Origin of the sequence: Gemmatimonas sp. (genome assembly GCF_031426495.1) — a bacterium.
In the GTDB taxonomy this organism is placed as follows: domain Bacteria; phylum Gemmatimonadota; class Gemmatimonadetes; order Gemmatimonadales; family Gemmatimonadaceae; genus Gemmatimonas.
The window spans coordinates 194,914-211,429 of sequence record NZ_JANPLK010000049.1 but is presented as its reverse complement, the minus strand read 5'-3'; the positions used below and the strand labels follow the sequence as shown (position 1 = coordinate 211,429).

General features: G+C 64.9%; 17 protein-coding genes. 7 read left to right on the top strand and 10 right to left on the bottom strand.

Annotated features, from left to right (window positions below; all coding sequences use genetic code 11):
- Positions 1 to 17 precede the first annotated feature (17 nt).
- On the top strand, positions 18 to 1,952 hold the full coding sequence (locus tag RMP10_RS13350) for a multicopper oxidase domain-containing protein (protein WP_310570726.1): 1,935 nt from the start codon (positions 18 to 20) through the stop codon (positions 1,950 to 1,952).
- A 6-nt stretch (positions 1,953 to 1,958) separates the two neighbouring features.
- Here RMP10_RS13350 and RMP10_RS13345 read toward each other — a convergent pair whose 3' ends face one another.
- From RMP10_RS13345 to RMP10_RS13315, 7 genes are all read right to left on the bottom strand, one after another.
- Positions 1,959 to 2,435 carry a cytochrome c gene (locus RMP10_RS13345; RefSeq protein ID WP_310570725.1) on the bottom strand — a complete coding sequence of 159 codons (477 nt, stop codon included), beginning with the start codon at positions 2,433 to 2,435 and terminating at the stop codon, positions 1,959 to 1,961.
- Positions 2,435 to 4,429 (bottom strand): PQQ-binding-like beta-propeller repeat protein, encoded by a 1,995-nt coding sequence (locus tag RMP10_RS13340; protein WP_310570724.1) that lies wholly within the window; start codon positions 4,427 to 4,429, stop codon positions 2,435 to 2,437. The genes RMP10_RS13345 and RMP10_RS13340 overlap by 1 nt, the downstream gene beginning before the upstream one ends.
- Positions 4,430 to 4,433: 4 nt before the next feature.
- Complete coding sequence (locus RMP10_RS13335; protein WP_309670239.1) at positions 4,434 to 5,828, bottom strand: cytochrome c; 1,395 nt, start codon at positions 5,826 to 5,828, stop codon at positions 4,434 to 4,436.
- On the bottom strand, positions 5,825 to 6,658 hold the full coding sequence (locus RMP10_RS13330) for a hypothetical protein (RefSeq protein WP_310570723.1): 834 nt from the start codon (positions 6,656 to 6,658) through the stop codon (positions 5,825 to 5,827). Before RMP10_RS13330 ends, RMP10_RS13335 begins: the two co-directional genes overlap by 4 nt.
- 65 nt (positions 6,659 to 6,723) lie before the next feature.
- Complete coding sequence (locus RMP10_RS13325; protein WP_310570722.1) at positions 6,724 to 6,879, bottom strand: hypothetical protein; 156 nt, start codon at positions 6,877 to 6,879, stop codon at positions 6,724 to 6,726.
- A gap of 214 nt (positions 6,880 to 7,093) precedes the next feature.
- Entirely contained in the window at positions 7,094 to 7,726 is a 633-nt protein-coding gene (locus RMP10_RS13320; protein ID WP_310570721.1) for an MFS transporter, read from the bottom strand.
- A gap of 3 nt (positions 7,727 to 7,729) precedes the next feature.
- Positions 7,730 to 7,957: a hypothetical protein gene (locus RMP10_RS13315; protein ID WP_310570720.1), complete on the bottom strand. Its 228-nt coding sequence runs from the start codon at positions 7,955 to 7,957 to the stop codon at positions 7,730 to 7,732.
- Positions 7,958 to 8,215: 258 nt separating this feature from the next.
- Between RMP10_RS13315 and RMP10_RS13310 the strand changes: the two genes are divergently transcribed.
- From RMP10_RS13310 to RMP10_RS13285, 6 genes are all read left to right on the top strand, one after another.
- Positions 8,216 to 9,163 carry a prohibitin family protein gene (locus RMP10_RS13310; RefSeq protein WP_310570719.1) on the top strand — a complete coding sequence of 316 codons (948 nt, stop codon included), beginning with the start codon at positions 8,216 to 8,218 and terminating at the stop codon, positions 9,161 to 9,163.
- A gap of 81 nt (positions 9,164 to 9,244) precedes the next feature.
- Entirely contained in the window at positions 9,245 to 9,793 is a 549-nt protein-coding gene (locus RMP10_RS13305; RefSeq protein ID WP_310570718.1) for a hypothetical protein, read from the top strand.
- Positions 9,793 to 10,401: an OmpH family outer membrane protein gene (locus RMP10_RS13300; RefSeq protein WP_310570717.1), complete on the top strand. Its 609-nt coding sequence runs from the start codon at positions 9,793 to 9,795 to the stop codon at positions 10,399 to 10,401. The genes RMP10_RS13305 and RMP10_RS13300 overlap by 1 nt, the downstream gene beginning before the upstream one ends.
- Before the next feature lie 56 nt (positions 10,402 to 10,457).
- Positions 10,458 to 11,318 carry an ATP-binding cassette domain-containing protein gene (locus RMP10_RS13295; protein ID WP_310570716.1) on the top strand — a complete coding sequence of 287 codons (861 nt, stop codon included), beginning with the start codon at positions 10,458 to 10,460 and terminating at the stop codon, positions 11,316 to 11,318.
- 66 nt (positions 11,319 to 11,384) lie between these two features.
- Complete coding sequence (locus RMP10_RS13290) at positions 11,385 to 12,611, top strand: M20/M25/M40 family metallo-hydrolase (protein WP_310570715.1); 1,227 nt, start codon at positions 11,385 to 11,387, stop codon at positions 12,609 to 12,611.
- A gap of 57 nt (positions 12,612 to 12,668) precedes the next feature.
- Entirely contained in the window at positions 12,669 to 13,280 is a 612-nt protein-coding gene (locus RMP10_RS13285) for a PH domain-containing protein (protein ID WP_309670242.1), read from the top strand.
- Between the two features lie 22 nt (positions 13,281 to 13,302).
- Here the strand turns inward: RMP10_RS13285 and RMP10_RS13280 are convergent, their stop codons facing one another.
- The 3 genes from RMP10_RS13280 to RMP10_RS13270 are packed head-to-tail and all read right to left on the bottom strand — an operon-like array spanning position 13,303 to position 16,396.
- Complete coding sequence (locus RMP10_RS13280; protein ID WP_310570714.1) at positions 13,303 to 14,901, bottom strand: amidase family protein; 1,599 nt, start codon at positions 14,899 to 14,901, stop codon at positions 13,303 to 13,305.
- A 22-nt stretch (positions 14,902 to 14,923) separates the two neighbouring features.
- The gene (locus RMP10_RS13275; protein WP_310570713.1) at positions 14,924 to 15,352 is read right to left on the bottom strand and encodes a CBS domain-containing protein; all 429 of its coding nucleotides are present in this window, start codon (positions 15,350 to 15,352) and stop codon (positions 14,924 to 14,926) included.
- Positions 15,353 to 15,385: 33 nt separating this feature from the next.
- Positions 15,386 to 16,396, bottom strand: a complete 1,011-nt coding sequence (locus RMP10_RS13270) for an MBL fold metallo-hydrolase (protein WP_309670245.1) — start codon at positions 16,394 to 16,396, stop codon at positions 15,386 to 15,388.
- Positions 16,397 to 16,516: the final 120 nt, after the last annotated feature.

Here is a 16,516-nt window from a genome sequence, read left to right as displayed (position 1 = left end):
TTTACCGAGGTACGCGTATGACCTTCGTGATCTCCGCCGTTGTTGGCGTTGTGCTTAATGCCCAGCTGCTCGCCGCGCTGCCGCGGGTGCCCCTCCCAAAGCCCAGCGCGGGAGCGATGCGTGCCGTCGTCCATCAGAATCGTGCGTCGGCGGGACGAATGACGGGAACGACGCTACGCCTCGATCTCGAGATCGTGGAAAGCGCGTGGGCTCCGGAGGGTACCGAGGCGCCGGCGCTCTCGATCCTCGCCTTTGCCGAGCGTGGCAAGCCGCCGCTTGTGCCGGGACCGCTCGTACGCGTGCCACGCGGTACAACCGTGCTGCTCACCCTGCGCAATCGCACCGATTCGGCGCTGGTGATCGGTGATCTCCGCGCGGGTGTGGGCGGCGACGATACGCTGCAGCTCGCGCCGGGTGCCACGCGTGAGGTGCGCTATTCCCTCAACGTGGCCGGCACCTACGCGTATTGGGGGGCCTTTGCCGGCACCACAGCGGCCGATCGGTACTGGAAGGATAGCCAGCTTAGCGGTGCCATCGTCGTCGACGAGCCCGGAGCCGCCATGCCTGATCACATTCTGGTGATCAGCGAATGGTTTCTCGACTACGACAATGGGAGACCGTTCGAGGTCGTGTCGGTGATCAACGGACAAGGCTGGCCTCACAGTGAGACGATGACGCTGCGCCAAGGTGACTCGACACGCTTTCGCGTCATCAATGCGACTGCGCTGCATCATCCCCTGCACCTGCACGGCTTCTTCTATCAAATCGAGGCGAACGGGACGGGACGCACCGACACGCCGGTGCCGCGCGCGGCGCAGCATCTCTCCAATACGGATCTGATCAAGCCGTTGGGTACCGTCACCTTCAGCTTCTTGCCGAGTACGCCCGGGAACTGGCTGTTCCACTGCCACTTTGCGTTTCACGCCGACGAGAACGCGTCGGTCGTTGGATCGCCGATTGATTCGGGCGGAGCGGGTGTTGCGGCCGCGGCATCGCATGATGGCCACGGGGCCGGGAGTGCGATGGGCAGTGCCGCCGGGCACTCGATGCGCGGGCTCGTGGTCGGCATCAAAGTCACGCCGGCGCCGGGCTATGTGGAGCCGTCACCGGCGAACGCGCGCGAGTTGCGGCTCTTCGTGCAACAACGGGCGCGGCGGCTGGTGACGGGTGCGACTGCCTTTGGATTTGCGCTGCAGTCGGGCACCGTGGCGCCGGCCAAGGACTCCGTGGTATTACCCGGTCCCGTTTTGGAGCTACAGAAGGGTGAGCCGGTGCGCATCGTGGTGCGGAACAACCTCAGCGAGCCCACCTCGATTCATTGGCACGGCTTGGAGATCGAAAGCTTTCCGGATGGCGTCCCGAATTGGAGTGGCTTGGGGCAACGCGTGTACACGCAGATTGCGCCGAACGACACGTTCGTCGCGGCGTTTACCCCGCCGCGCTCCGGCACGTACCCGTATCATTCACATTTCAACGATCGGCATCAGATCAGCCGTGGCATGTACGGCGCGGTCATCGTGGGTGATGGGCCGCGCGATCTCGCGCACGATCATCTCATCGTTGCCGGTGGGGGTGGGCCGGATCTCGAGAAGCATATCGAAAGCCCGTTCGCGCTGGTGAACGGGCGTACGTCCCCCGCTCCGTTGCGCCTCACGGTCGGAGAGAGTCACCGGCTGCGCATTGTGAGCATTCATCCCGATTGGCGTATCGCGTTCACCCTCAAGACCGACAGCACGGTGGCGCAGTGGCGGGCGATGGCGAAGGACGGCGCTGACCTGCCGGTTGCCGCCGCGACCGTTCGACCGGCGCATGTCGAGATGGGCCCTGGGCAAACGGCGGATTTCGAGTTCACGCCATCACAGCCCGGTGTGTGGCGTCTCGAGGTGAAGTCGGTCGAGCCGGGGTGGTACATCCCGCTCACGGTGATCGTGGAAGCGAAGCGACCGAAATAGCGGATGTCAGGGCTTCGCGGTGACGAAGCGAATGTTCTTGAGGGCGTCGTTCGTATGCGTGAGCTCCACCGACCCCGGCGGAAAGCCGTTGAAGCGCAGCATGTAGGCAATCACGTCGGTGACCTGCTGACTGGTATACACGCCGGGGGTGTCGGTGGGCATGGTGGTGCGAATGCGCTCGTGCAGGTCGGCGAGCGATTGTCCGTTCCAACTGCTCATGAACGCGCTGCCAGTGAGTTCGCCGGCCTCGTCACCGCCGGCGAGCGTTTCCATATGGCAGCGCGCACACAGTTGTTTGTAGGTGGTTTCGCCGCGGCCCGCCTGCGCGGCGGAGAAGACACTATCCCACGTGGTCCGTTCGGTGCGCCGCGCACGCGACGCGGTGCCGGCGAGGGGAGTGGCCGCAAGGCCCGCCCACAGCGGCATGACGATGAGCGCGCCAAGCAGACCAGCGGCACGACGACCGCGCGCAGACCACTGCATTACCGTGCGCCTGCCGCAGGCAGTCGGAAGGCGATGTACTCGCCGGAGTAGGGACCGCCGCTCACGGCGACGACGATGTACTGCTTGCCGCCCACGGTGTATGTCATCGGCGATCCACTCTGCGGGGCCGGCAGGTTTACGCCGCCGACTTCCTTACCGGTGGCCTTGTCGTAGGCGCGGAGCACCGCGCCGCGCGGTCGTGGCGCCAACGTGGTGACTTCGGGATCACCGGCGATGACCAGCGTTTTGGTGACCAACGTGCCCACCGAGCCTGCTTGGCCCGTGCGCGGAATCGTTACGCCCTTGAGCGCCTCGTGGTTGCGTACGGCATCGGGTGTTTCGCCGTGCGGCACTTGCCACACGATGTCGCCCTTGTTGAGATCGATGGCGGTGATCGTACCGTACGGCGGCTTCAGCAGCGGCAATCCCTGCACGGTGAAGCCGCCGCGACTGGCGCCGGGAGCGAATCCGCGGATGTAGTCCATGTCGGATACGCCCTTGGCCGGCACGACGAGTCCGAGGGCGGACGGCGACGCGTTCGTCGCCGAGAGATAGAGCATATGTGTCTCGGGATCGTACGAGCCACCGGGCCAGTTGCTACCGCCGTTCGTGGGGCCATTGGAGAACGTGGCCAGCGGGCCTTCGGTCTTGCTCACAATGGGCGGTGTGAAAATCGGACCGAGCTTGAAGCGTGACGCGGCGGCGAGTCCCGCTTCCTTGAGCGCTGGCGTGAAGTCGATGAGATCGCTGGTCAGCACGCCGTTGCGCGCGTACGCCGCGGGCTTGGTGGGCATGGGCTGTGTGGGCGCGTACCACTCGCCCGGCACCTCGCCCTTCTCGACCGCGCGCTCTTCGAACGGCCAGATGGGTTTGCCGGTGACCCGATCGAACATGTACAGGATGCCTTGCTTGGTGGGCAACGCGACGCTCTTGATCGCTTTCCCACCCACCGTGATGTCGGCGAGGATGGGTGCGGCGGCAAGATCGAAATCCCAGATCGGATGTCGCACCAGCTGGTAGTGCCACTTGCGCACGCCGGTAAGCAGATCGACGCACACGAGGCTTTCGCCGTACAGGTTGTCGCCCGGTCGATGACCGCCGTAGTAATCGCCGGTGGGCGATTCGATCGGCAGATACACGAGACCGAGTTCTTCGTCAGCGGTGATCTGCGTCCACACCCCGGTGTTGCCGGCGTTTTCCGCCGAGCCGTACAGCCACGTGTCGTAGCCGAACTCTCCCTTTCGCGGAATGGTGTGAAACGTCCACAGCCGCTTGCCGGTGCGCACATCGAAGCCGCGGATGTCGCCCTTGTTGTTGCGATACGACTTGGGCGAGCCGCCTTCACGAAAGGCGGCACCGATGATGACCACATTGCGGGCCACGGTGGGTGCGCCCTGGTATCCGATCTCACCCGTCTCCAGATCGGGGAGAATCGGCTGATCCATGTTCAGTTTCAGATCGACGGCCCCGCTGTCGCCGAAGCTGCGGATACGCGCGCCCGATCGCGCATCGAGCGCAACAAGACGGTAACCGGGCGTGACGTACAGGATGCGCGCGCTCTTGCCATCGGTCCAATAGGCGAGGCCACGCCCGGAGAGCGGTCGCGGCGCGGCCGCACCGCGTGCGCCTTCGTTCTCGCTGTGCATCCACAGCAGCTCACCGGTGACGGCATCGAGGGCCACGACCGCGCGGCGTGTGCCTGCGGTGGTATACAGCACGTTGCCGACCATCAGCGGCGTGCCTTCCAGTTTGAACTCAGGTCGCGGACCCAGCTGATCGGTCTTGAAGCGCCACGCGACTTCGAGCGTGCTGAAGTTCGCCGCCGTGATTTGCTCCAGCGGTGAGTAGCGCGTGCCGCGCGTATCACCGGTGTGGCTGGGCCACTCGCCGCTGGCGGTCGTGAACGGCGCCGTGCGCGCGGACTGCGCACACGCCATCGTCGGTGCGGCCGCCAGCAGACAGAGACAGGCGGTACTGAATCGAGAAAAGAACATGCGGTTACGGTACCGGTTTCTTGAGGGCCTTCGCTTTGCGCGCCGCTACGAGTGAATCGAACTCGCCCTGCTCGAGATAGGTCACATCGATCCAGTTGTGCGCCATCTCGTCGACCGTGCGATCACCCCAGCCCACCCACTGCGATGGGTCGGGATTATTCACGTTGGCGGCCGTATTGTCGTGCCAGGCGGTGAACACCAGCGTCGTACCCTTGGGCAACAGCGGCGCGGCCTCGGTGGCATAGACGTAGTTGATGTGCCAGTTCCACTGGAAGTTGTTGACGGCGCTGATCACTTCACGTCGGCCATCGGGGAAGACCGCTTCGAGTGACATCGCCTTGCCGCGCATGTGCATGTGCGGCTGAAAGTTCTCCAGTCGCCCCGGCGCCGGCATTACATAGAAATTCTGTGTGACGGTCTTCTCGTTGGGGGGGATGTCGAGATCACGATCGCGCGACAGATCGAACATCCGGAGTACCGTGCGATGGGCCGGCACGAAACCCTTGGGATAGAAGTACACCGCCATCTCGACCTGACTGTCTTTGATCTCTTCCCCGATGGCGTGCATGTGCACTTCCCAACGAATCTGCGAACCGGGCAGCATCAACTTGCCGGCATCCTCGGGAAAGATCTGCCCCGTCTTGCCGACGGCCCACTCCATGAACAGCCCGGCGTTCATCTGGTGATCGTGCGCCGAACTGGCGAGCCCCGTGACGCCCTGCTCGGGTTGCAGGAGATAGGCGAGCACATGATGCACGATCTTCCGATCATTGGCGCGTACCGGTTTGACTTCGATGGCCCGCACCCAGCGCGGTTCGGTGAGACCGGTCTCGACCACCGGGCGGAACCACTTGTCCTGCGTCTTCGGCGCCAACGTGTACGGCTTCGAGCGGATCACCAGATCGGGCTTCACACCCAACTGCTCGGCGAGCTGCCAACGATTCGGATCGGGGAAGCTGATCGCCGGCGGCATGTCTTTCGGATCGCCCATCGGCGTGCCGGTGTCGACCCAGTCCACGATGGTCGCCAGCTGCTCGTCGCTTAGACCGCCGTCGTTCTTGAACTGCTGCACACCGATCGTGCGGTCGATGTGCCACGGCGGCATCAGGCGCGCGGAGACTTTGTCGCGAATGCGTCGCGAGTATTTCTTGGCGTCGGCGTAGGTCAGCAGTGACATCGGCGCGATCGATCCCGGCTGATGACACGACTGACATTTCTGCTGGAGAATGGGGGCCACGTCCTTCGTGAACGTCACCGCTCGCGGGGTGCCCGTTCTCGATACGGAGGCACCCGCTGTCGTGGTGAGGGGGCGCCGCGCGGCAAAGGGGTTTTGTGCCGAGAGCGCTCCGCCGGACAGCGCGAAGGTGAGCAGGCCCAGCGTCGTGATGCGCGTGTTCATGGGGTCACCGTCACAGGAATAAATCCGTTGGTCCAGCAGCACTGCGCGTGGCCCGCCGTCATCGCCGAGAGATCGTTGGCGCGCACGCGAATGAGATACTCGCCGGGTCGATCGAACGTCGCCGTCGTGGAGCCCGTGCCGCCGGTGGGCGTGAGGCGGTTGGTTGGTGCGGAGAAGGCCACGTCGCCAAGGCCCTGGTGCTTGAACCAGGTCAGATCCACGGGTGCTTTGGTGTTCCCGTCGTCGGTGACCGTCACGTTGAGGGCGAGTGGTATGCCGACTCGTGTACGCAGTGCATGACTCGTGACGCCGAGAGGCCCGCGACCGTCCGGGCCGGTGGGAGCGAAGCGCAACGCTGGCGGGGTGTTGTTGCTGCTTGCCTCACCCTCAATCGCGTCGATCTCCCAATCGGGCTTCAGGCTGCCAGCAATGGCAAAAGCTTGTCCGCGATCCTTCACCGTCCACACGACCTGCTTCGTACCAAAGTCGGCCGGCACGACGACCGCGAACACGCCCCAATGCCGACGCGCTGCAAACGTCGATGGCTGTCCCTGATTCGGGCTACCGGGCGCGACAAAGTTGTCGCTGCCAATCGGCACATCCATCTGTTCAACGGTATTCCGATTGTAGTAGCCGAAGGACAGGCTGTAGCTGCCGTCCTTGTTACGGTACCACCCTTCGAACACCGGCGTGACGGTCCGGCCGCTGGGGCTTGGCGGCGCCAACGAGCCTTGGGCGTGGGCGACGGTCGTGGGCGTGAACCCTAGTGGCGCGATCGCCAGCAGCATGGGTACGAGGGAGATCCATCGTCGGACGTTCGGGTCGCGCACACTGCCTCCTCATGAGGGAACCGTAAAGCGCTAGTATGGCACCGCGATCGGTGCGACGCGAGGCACTATGCGGTCCGCGCCGTCTCCACGCCGTGCGGGCTCGCTCTCGGCGGGGCGTCCTCGGCGTCAACGCTGAGCCAGGGCAGGGCCGCCACGGCCGCCACGGCCGCCCAGAATAGGGTCGTGCCATTCCAGCCCCACGCGTCGGACATCATCGGCACGAGCCAGATCGAGAGTACGCCGCCGGAGGTTGCCCATCAGGTTCAACAGCCCGGCGGAGGCACCGGGGTTCGATGCGCCGATCACGGTCGCTGTCGTGAAGAACGGCGCTTCCGCCCCATTGAGGCATGCCGAGGACAGGCTGAGCGCAGCGATGGTGAGCAGCGCGCCGGGGACAACGGCACCCGTGAGCGCCAGCGCGGCCGCGCTGAGCGGTCATCCCATCGCGACGCGCCGCCTCGCCCGTCCATCTCCAATGCGGCGCCCGAGGCGGTCGGCCATGGCACCGATGATCGGGGCGAATACGAAGCCGGCGATGTTGGGGATACTGCCCCACAGGCCGCTGTCGAGTACCGTGAAACCGCGTCCCTCCGTGAGGTAGCGGAAAAACCAGAAGACGAACACGAAGTACACGGCCGAGTGCAGCAGATACGCGATGGAGAGTTGCTGCAGGCTGGGGTCGGAAGCCAGTCGCTGCGTGCTGCGGCGAAGCGCCGCAAGCGTCAGGGCGGGATTCGAGGCCGATGCGGTTGGTATGCGCGGCATGAGCGACATCCAGATGGCGGCGGTGGCGGCACCGACGGCTACGCTGAGCAGAAAGACGGCACGCCAGCCGAATCGCTCCATGACGGGTGCCATCATGAGCGGAGCCACCGCTGCACCGAGCGAGGCGGCCGAGATGTAGAACGCATTGGCGCGCACGCGGTGCTCGGCCGCGACGTACTGCGAGACGGCCATCGCGGCGACCGGGAAGACCGCGGCCGGTGCGAGGCCGAGGAGAATGCGCGTGCCGATGAGTGTGGCGGTGGCAGCTGCTTCACGCATGAAGCCCGTGGCCAGCGACGACACGGCTCAGCCGAGCAGCGCGACGAAGCGAGCGATGCGGGCACCGAATCGCTCGCCGAACATGCCGGCGGGCACTTGGAACAGCGCGTAGCTAAGCTGAAAGGCCCAGGCGGTAATCGCTCCCATGTCGGTCATGGTGAGACCGAAGCGCGGAGTATGCGGTTCGCCCAGATCGTGGAAAATATTGCGTTGTCGATGCGTGTTGCGAGCGTAGGGTAGCTCAATGGCGATCACTTGAACAAACGATCTGTTGGGCGCTGGACATGGCGCGGAACCGACATAGATTTTCGGGAGAAGGGGAGTAGCACCGCGGGCCGTGTCCCGTGCGATCAATTCGTCAAGACTGCGCTCGCGAGTGCGCACGGATTGGTTGGGCTCTGGTGTCCGGTACGGACAACCAGACTGCGCGAGACCTTCGCATCTACCGCGCATTCGTGCGGTGGCATTGCGAAGCTGCTCGCGCTTCGCGCTACCATCAGACGTGAGTCGCTCATGTCCATTCGTCTACCCCTCCCGCCACGCGTGCACTCGCGTCAGTCCCTTCGCGCTGCCCTCGGGATCGTGCTGCTCCTGCCGCTCGGAGCATGCGCCACGATTCGCCAGGACGAAATCGGTGTCAAGACGCGCTTCGGGCGCGTGGCCAGCGGTCCGCTACAGCCCGGCGCACAGCTGCTGATTCCCGGCGTCAATGCCGTGCTGCGTGTGCCATCCCGCGTCGTCAACCGCGAGGTGCGCCTCGAAATGCCGACGCGTGAGGGTCTGAATGTGTCGGCGGAGGTTTCGATCCTGTATCGCGCGCGCCCCGAACAGGTGGCACGCATCCTGGAGAAGAGTGGTCTCCGCTACGAAGAGGACGTCATCATTCCCGTCTTCCGCTCGGCGGCCGCCGATGTGTCGTCGCGCTACATGGCAAAAGATCTGCACTCCGGAACGCGCTCCGGCATCGAACGCGCCATCAAGGACCAGATGATGTCGGTGCTCGACGCTCGCGGCTTCGAAGTGGAGACCGTGCTGCTCAAGAGCATTCGGCTACCCGCCGATTTGGCGCGGTCCATCGAGGAAAAGCTGGAAGCGGAGCAGCGTTCGGAGCAGATGCGATTCGTGTTGGATCGCGAACGACAGGAAGCGGAGCGTCGAACGATCGAAGCCACCGGCATTCGCGATGCCTGGGCAATCATCGCGCAGGGCCTGACCCCGTCCATCATTTCGTATCAGTCGATCGAGGCATTCCGCGAGCTGGCACGGAGTCCGAACGCGAAGGTGATCGTGACGGATGGGAAAACGCCGATGCTGCTGAACGCAGACTCAGGCGACGATGCGTCCGTGGTGCGCGCGGCACCATCTGGTGGTTCCGCGTCGCTGAGCGCACCGACCGCCCCGACGCCGGGTGCGCGACGCGTTGAGCGTCCGCTGTCGCCGCTGCCGCCGGGCACACCGTAGCGGCACCCGAACTTCGCGACACCGTCGCGTGCCACGATTGCGCACGCGACGTACCATCCTCATTGCACCGGAGTCGGTCGTATGCGTCTCACCCGTTTGTTGGTGTACCCGCTGTTGTTCTCGTCAGCGCTCCTCGTTGCCAGGCCGGCCCAGGGACAGTGGTCCATTGCTCCGTCGGTCGCCCTTGGTACGGCGATCCCCGCGGGCGCCTTTGGCCGTGACGTCGCGGAGAGCGTGACGCTCAAAGGGGCGCTCTGGCTGCGCGCGCCGCGCGTGCCGGTCGGGTTGACCCTCGAAGGCATGTACGCGCAGTTTCGCGACGTGCGACCCAACATGTCGTCCGAGAGTACCCATCTCGGTGCGGTCATTGCCAACGTCACCACCCGCCGACACGAGCGCAAGCTCGAGCTGTATGGCGTGGCCGGGGCGGGTTGGTACTGGCGCGACGGGCCGACGGATTCCTTTGCTGAGCGCCAGGCGCCGGGCATCAATGTCGGCGTCGGTGAAATCATCGCGCTCGGCAGTCGAGACTTCTTCGTTGAACTCCGACTGCATGCGGTTCGCACACCGGCGCGTACCGGCGAGCAGTGGCTCACGTTCATGCCACTTGTGATCGGAGCGAGGTTCTGATGCGAGCCACTCTGCTTTGTCTTGCCGTGCTCGTCGTGGGCATTCCGGACTGGGTGATTGCCCAGCAGGCTCCGCGCACGCCACGTATGCCGGCCACCCGCATCGCCGTTTATGACTCGCGTGTGGTCTTCGATTCCATGCCGGAGCGGGGTGCGGTGGAATCGGAGTTCGCCCTCGAGCAAGCGAAGGCGCGCACGATGGTTACCGCAGCGTCCGATTCGCTCCGACTGGCGCTCGATGAACTGGTAAAGGTCGAAGAGCGACTCACGCTGCGTGAGCGTGAAGCCGGCAAGCTGAACCTGCGGGCCAGGGAACTGCTGGTGGAGCAGATGCTGGAAAACCTTGACGGCGTCATTCAGCAGCGTCTCGAGGCGTTGCGTGGCCCGTTACTGCGTCGCATCCGCGAGGCGGTCCGCTTGGTGCGCGTCCGTCAGGGCTACCAGCTAGCGCTCGACCGTGCGACCGGTGGCGTTGAGATCGACGCCGATGATGCGATCGATATCACCAGCGCGATCGTGTCTGAGCTGCGCCGGGCGAGCGCAGACCGGTCGCTGTCGACTCCGGGCAGCGCACCGGAACGCGCACGCCTGCTCCGACCGAACGGTTAATGCGAGCCTCGATATCGCTCGACGCATTCCATGAGCGGCGCAAACACCAGTTGTGCGTGAACCGTGTGACGAAGGGCTACGCCGACGGGACGCGCGCGCTGGACGACGTTTCCCTGTCGCTGGTGCGCGGGCTGACCTACGTACTCGGTCCGACCGGCGCCGGGAAGTCGACGCTCCTGAACATCATTGGTGCGCGCGAGCGTCCAGATCAGGGTACGGTGTGCTTCGGCGATACCGACGGGACAGTCAGTCCCGCGTTACTGCGGAAGCTTGCCGCCTATGTGCCGACGGATTCACGGGTGCCTCCACCGGTGCCGGTTCAGGTTGCGCTCGAGCACTTTGCCGCTTTGCACGAGCCATTCATTCCACGGCTCCGACGGGCGCGCGTCGAAGCGCAGTTGCGTCTTGTCGACTTGTGGGACGCGCGCTCGCTGCGAGTTGGTGAACTCACGCCCGCGATGCAATGGCGATTGATGGTGGCCATCGCGTTGCTGGATTCACCGCAACTTCTGCTCTTGGACGTGCCGTCACACGAGCTCGACGCCGCCGAGTTTCTCGCCTTGCTGGACCTCGTGGAGCACACCGCCGACCACCGTATCGTCATTCTCGCGACCTCAAACGCTCACCTGATTCGCGATCGATGCGCCCAGATCGTCTTGCTAGCCCGTGGTCGCGTCCTGCGCGACGGCGCGGCCGATCGCTGCATCGATGAATTCCGGGGGCGGGTCTGGGAGGCGCACATCACGCCCGACGCGGTTCCGTACATGACGCATCGCCATTGCGTATTGTCGACGCAACGCGTCGGTGATTCCGTGACCCTCGTGGTGTTCGCCGACGAGCAACCGGGAGCCGGATTCGTAGCGATCGAGCCCGATCTCACTCACGTGTACGGCTATGATCTCACGGTGTCCACTTGACCGAGAGGTCGGCGTTTGGTCACGTTCGGTCGTCGACCGCCCATTCTCCCGCTCTCCGGACTCCCGATGTTTGTGACCACTGCGGCTCGTGCGCTCTGTGCCTGCGCGCTGGCGTACGCCGCCCCGCTCTCGGCGCAGCCGGCTGCGCTCGCCGCGCGCCTCGATCAGCTGGTGGACGCCCACCGCGACAGCATCTCCGCCGATCTGCTGCGACTCGCCGCGATTCGCTCGCCGTCGGGCGAGGAAGCGGAGCGGGCGCACGCCGTCGCGGCACGCATGCGGGCTATCGGTCTGGCCGATGTCACGGTGGATCGCCTGCCGAACGTGACCGGACGTATTCGAGGCTCCCTTCCCGACGTGACGCGGCGGGCGATCGTGTTCGTGGCGACCTTGGATGATCTCGCGCCGGTGGCGCAGCATCAGCGGAACGCCACGCGCCCGCCGTATGCGGACGGTGACCGCGTGATCGGCCCCGGCAGCAACACGTCGAGCACGACGGCGGCGGTCCTCGGCGCGGCGCGGGCGCTCATCGCGGCCGGTGTGCGACCAGAGCATGATCTCGTGTTCGCGGCCGTAGCTCAGGAGGAGACCGGGCTGCTGGGCATGAAGGCGCTGTATGGCGAATGGAAGTCGCGCGCCGATGCGTTCGTGGATGTGCTCGGCGACGGACGCTCGCTCACCTACGGAGCGATCGGCATTCATTGGTGGAAGGTGTGGGCCTATCACCAGGGCGGGCACACGCTCACGGGCGGCCTGCCGAATGTGAACCAGGGAATCGCGCGAGCGGTCGATCGCATCCTGGCGATTCCGCAGCCGCCGGCCAGTACGCGTTCCGTGCTCAACATCTCGATGATCCGCTCGGGCGATGTGGTGAATCGCAAACCGGATAGCGCCTGGTTCTCGGTGGACATCCGCGCACTCGAGGCGCCGGCGATTGCCCGCAACGAAGCGGCCGTGCGCGCGGTGCTCGACAGCGTGTCACGCGAAACGGGCACGCGATTCGACCTGCGCGTGTTGCAGCAGACGGCCGGTGGTCAGATCGCGGGCGCGGTCACCTCAAAGCTCGTGACAAGTTCAGTCGCCATCGCGAAGGCGCTTGGCATAACGCCGCAGTTGGGCAATGCCGGCTCGTCGAACCTGAACGTGGCGATTGCCGGAGGAACGCTGGCGATCGGCATGGGCGGCGAGCGTGGCGGCGCGCGCGCCGAGCCTGGAGAGTTCGCGGATGTCCCATCAATGCTGCGCAGCGCGAAGTTCGTGGCGCGACTGGCAGCCGTGATGGGCGTGCGGTAGCGTACGGGGTGTTCGGTTTGTCACGCCTGTCGATGGCCCCTTCCAACTGGAGTTCACATGTTCAAGAAGTTCGCCGCCGAGGCGCTCGGCCTCAGCGACATCGGTGTCATCGTCGAATCCAAGGACTTCGACAAGGTCGATGCCGACGATTACCTCTTTCACGAAGATCACGAGAAGATCTACTTCCTGATCAAGTCGCGGAAGGACGAGTACTGCTTCACGAATCTGGCGCTCATTCACGTGGACGGTGAGTCGGCCATCTCGGCCAAGCGAGTGATCCGCCGCTACGACTACGCGCAGTATCCGATCGCCCACGTGTCGATCGAGACCGCCGGCACGGTGGACCTCGATATCGAGCTCAAGTTCACCATCGGTGACAAGCTGTTCAGCATCGATGTGCGCAAGAGCCATCTTGAGGCGCTCAAGGACATGTACAAAGCGCTGCATACGATTGGGAAGCTGCAGAAGCGCGACGAAGTGGGGCGCGCCCACGCCATGGCCGCCGCGTCCGTGCTGGGGTCGATGATGAAGCTGAACAACACCGTCACCGATCCCGCATCGGTGGTGAGCCACTACCGCGCCGTGCTCGAGGCCTTGAACGATGCGGTGCGCGACGATCATACGCGCAAGGACTTCAGCGCCATCTTCGAGAAGTACATCCACGCGTAACGAGCGCGTGGCGCACCACACGCTACTTGAGCACGACCGCCTCGCCCGGTAGTGCCGGTGTCGTCACCGGCCGCCGGCGAGCGCGGGTGATCTGTTCGAAGCTGAAACCCAGTGCAATGAGTTTGGGCTCGCTCCACGCGCCACCGAGAAAGGAAATCCCGATCGGCATCCGGTTGTCGCTGAAACCGGCGGGTACGATCAGGTCGGGGAACCCCGTGAGGTTGGCGATGTTCATGGCATCGGGCGCGGTACTGCTCCCCTCCCGCTCGATGCGCTCGGGCTTCATCGATTGCGTCGGGTATACGATCGCGTCGAGCTGTTGCGACGCGATCACCCCGTTCACCACGTCACGCATCATCGGTAGGGCATGATCGCGTACCGCACGATAGCGGTAGTCGTCTGTGCTGCCGCTGGCGAGCTCATTCACGAATTTCGCCCAGCGCGAGGCATTCGGAGCGGATCCTTTGGCGCTGATCGAGGACATCTCGCGGGTACGTTCGAGCATGTCGGCCAGCGTTTTCGGATAACCGGCTGGCGTATCCCGCAAATATTCGGCAATCTGCGGTGCGAATTCCGGGAAACGAATCGCCGTGTACCACGCATCCTTCGCCTCGAGCATCCACTTCGGAAAGCGCACGTCGACAATCGTGGCGCCGGCGTTGCGCATCGCGTGGAGTGACGACTCGACCACCCAGTCAACGTCGGTATCGAACCCCATGTAGTCGCGGGCAATCCCGATGCGTGCGCCCTTCAGCGCGTTTGGCTGCAGGTACTTGGTGTAATCGCGCTCGGCGTGTCCCTCGCTGCGACGGGTGGCGGTGTCTGCGGCATCGACGCCCGTGAGGGCACCGAGCGCGATCGCGAGGTCGGTCACGCTACGCGCCATGGGACCACCGGTGTCGAACGACAGCGCCAAGGGAATGATGCCGGTCCGACTGAGCAGTCCGTGCGTGGGTTTGAGCGCCACGATGCCGTTCACGGTGGCGGGCCCGCGAATGCTGCCGCCGGTATCGGTTCCAAGCCCGAACTGTGCGAATGCCGCGGCGATCGCGGCGCCGGTGCCGCCCGATGAGCCGCCCGGCGAAAAGTCGGTGTGATGCGGATTCAACGACTGGCCGCCAAGTGAGCTGTACGCGCCCGACGACGCGAACTCGGACATGTTCACCTTCGCCAGCACGATGGCGCCCGCATTGCGCAGTCGCTGCACGAGCACCGCATCACGCGATGGGACGTACCCGTCCAGCAGCACCGAGCCGCCGGTCGTGGGAAGCTCCCGCGTATCGAAGTTGTCCTTCAATACGATCGGCACGCCGTGCAGCGGTGAGCGCTTCCCCGTGGCCTTGCGTTCCGCATCGAGCGCGCGGGCGGTCTCGAGTGCTCTCGGGTTCAAGCGGAGAACGGCATGAATCGACGGACCCTGTCGGTCGTACGCCGCGATGCGGGCCAGATAGCGCGTGACCAACTGTACCGACGACAGCGTGCCCGCATCGAATGCGGCGTTGAGCTCGATGATGGTTGCCGCATCGAGTTCAATGGCGCGCTGGGCCTTGGCCGGGGCGGCAACCAATAGCGCGAAGGCGATGGCCAGCGCGCGTGCGGACGCGCCGCGTGTCAGTGTCATGATGCGCAACGACGGGCGGCGGTTACGAATGGATGTAGCTATGCAGTGTGGCGATCGTGCTCTCGTGATCGGCGATAATGTCGTCCATGAGGTCGCGAATGGAGATCATGCCGAGCACCTTGTCACCGTCAAGCACAGGGAGGTGTCGGATCTTCTTGGTGCTCATGAGTGCCATGCAGTCGCGCGTGCGGGTTGTCGCGCACACGGTGAACACGTCAGCCGTCATGATCTCGGCGACACGCGTCTCTTTCGAGTTGCGACCCTGCAGCGTGATCTTGCGCGTGTAGTCGCGCTCCGAGAATACTCCGACCAGGCGGTCACCATCCATCACGAGCAGCGCGCCAGCGCCATAGTGCGCCAGCTTCTCGACCGCTTCATAGACGGTGACGTGGGGCGTCACGTGCCAGAGGGTTCCGTCGTGCTTCTTGAGGAGTTCGCCGACAGCTTTCATGACACGGTACCAGGTGGGGGTGACAGGAGTCCCCTAGGGTACGCGCTGGCGGGCACGTGCGCCAGAAGGCGGGGTGCGAAGGGCCTTCTCCGACACGAGAATCGAGAATCCCCTGAACGGCACGAGCCGTTGTCCTGGTTCGGGGGTGCTGCCACGGAGGCGACCGGTGCGGACGTCACGGATGGCCTTGGGAACACGCGCGAGCACCGAGGGAGCCACGGAGGTGACGTTGTGCGCGGGAAGCACGCGTCGCAGCGACGGTACGAGCGCCGCCAGTCGATCCATCGAGCGCTGATATGCTTCGAGGTCCGTCTCGGGCATGAACAGCCAGATCGGCCCGGCGTAAAAGCTGTCCCCCGTCCAGAGCAGGCCGTTGGTCCGATCCAGCAGCGCAATCGCATCGGGCGTGTGTCCCGGTGTCGCGAGCACCTCCAGTACGCGACCGCCGAGGTCGAAGCGTGTGCCGTCGCCGATGCGTGAAGCCGCGCTCCACGGGCGTGAGCGAAATGTCGCAGTGTCGAGTCCGGGCGGGCGGTTGCCGCAGAGCGCGGTGGGACTCACTTCACTGGCCACACTGGCGTGTGCGTCGCCGGCCATGCGCGCCGTGGTGAACGGTGTGGACATGGCGCGCACGTCGGCGAAGTCGGCGTTACCACCCACATGATCGAAGTGGGTGTGCGAGTTGATCACCGTGACCGGCAGCGACGTGAGTTGCATCACGACCGGTTTGATCGGCATCATGCCCAGCCCACTGTCAAAGAGCAGCGCGCGCTGCGAGCCGACGATCAGCCAGGAGATCACTTCTTGGAACTGGTACGGCTCGATGATCGCGAAGACGAATGGTTCAACCGCCCGCACGTGGTACCACGGTGTGCTGACCGGGTGCAGCGGGAACCTGGCGTTGGTGGCCGTGTGTGCGGAATCGCAGACGCGAAGACCCGACGCCACCGGAGGAGCCGCCTGCGCGAGTGCGGCGGCTGGTCCGGCTGTCAGTAGGACTGCGGCGATCAGGGTGCGCAGGATGTGCGATGGCATGCGGCTCATGAAACGTAAGAGGCGTTCCGCCCGAAAGCTCTCTGGCCCCGACGGGGCCGTCGCCCTATTGTTGCCGTAGTCTGAGCGGCCACGCCCACGCTTCGGTGCGCATGGCAGCTTGGTGAGCGG

Excerpts from the sequence above, each read along its gene's own strand:
- RMP10_RS13350 (WP_310570726.1), top strand. The coding sequence starts at position 18 with ATGACCTTCGTGATCTCCGCCGTTGTTGGCGTTGTGCTTAATGCCCAG.
- RMP10_RS13345 (WP_310570725.1), bottom strand. The coding sequence starts at position 2,435 with ATGCAGTGGTCTGCGCGCGGTCGTCGTGCCGCTGGTCTGCTTGGCGCG.
- RMP10_RS13340 (WP_310570724.1), bottom strand. The coding sequence starts at position 4,429 with ATGTTCTTTTCTCGATTCAGTACCGCCTGTCTCTGTCTGCTGGCGGCC.
- RMP10_RS13335 (WP_309670239.1), bottom strand. The coding sequence starts at position 5,828 with ATGAACACGCGCATCACGACGCTGGGCCTGCTCACCTTCGCGCTGTCC.
- RMP10_RS13310 (WP_310570719.1), top strand. The coding sequence starts at position 8,216 with ATGTCCATTCGTCTACCCCTCCCGCCACGCGTGCACTCGCGTCAGTCC.
- RMP10_RS13305 (WP_310570718.1), top strand. The coding sequence starts at position 9,245 with ATGCGTCTCACCCGTTTGTTGGTGTACCCGCTGTTGTTCTCGTCAGCG.
- RMP10_RS13300 (WP_310570717.1), top strand. The coding sequence starts at position 9,793 with ATGCGAGCCACTCTGCTTTGTCTTGCCGTGCTCGTCGTGGGCATTCCG.
- RMP10_RS13290 (WP_310570715.1), top strand. The coding sequence starts at position 11,385 with ATGTTTGTGACCACTGCGGCTCGTGCGCTCTGTGCCTGCGCGCTGGCG.
- RMP10_RS13285 (WP_309670242.1), top strand. The coding sequence starts at position 12,669 with ATGTTCAAGAAGTTCGCCGCCGAGGCGCTCGGCCTCAGCGACATCGGT.
- RMP10_RS13280 (WP_310570714.1), bottom strand. The coding sequence starts at position 14,901 with ATGACACTGACACGCGGCGCGTCCGCACGCGCGCTGGCCATCGCCTTC.
- RMP10_RS13275 (WP_310570713.1), bottom strand. The coding sequence starts at position 15,352 with ATGAAAGCTGTCGGCGAACTCCTCAAGAAGCACGACGGAACCCTCTGG.
- RMP10_RS13270 (WP_309670245.1), bottom strand. The coding sequence starts at position 16,396 with ATGAGCCGCATGCCATCGCACATCCTGCGCACCCTGATCGCCGCAGTC.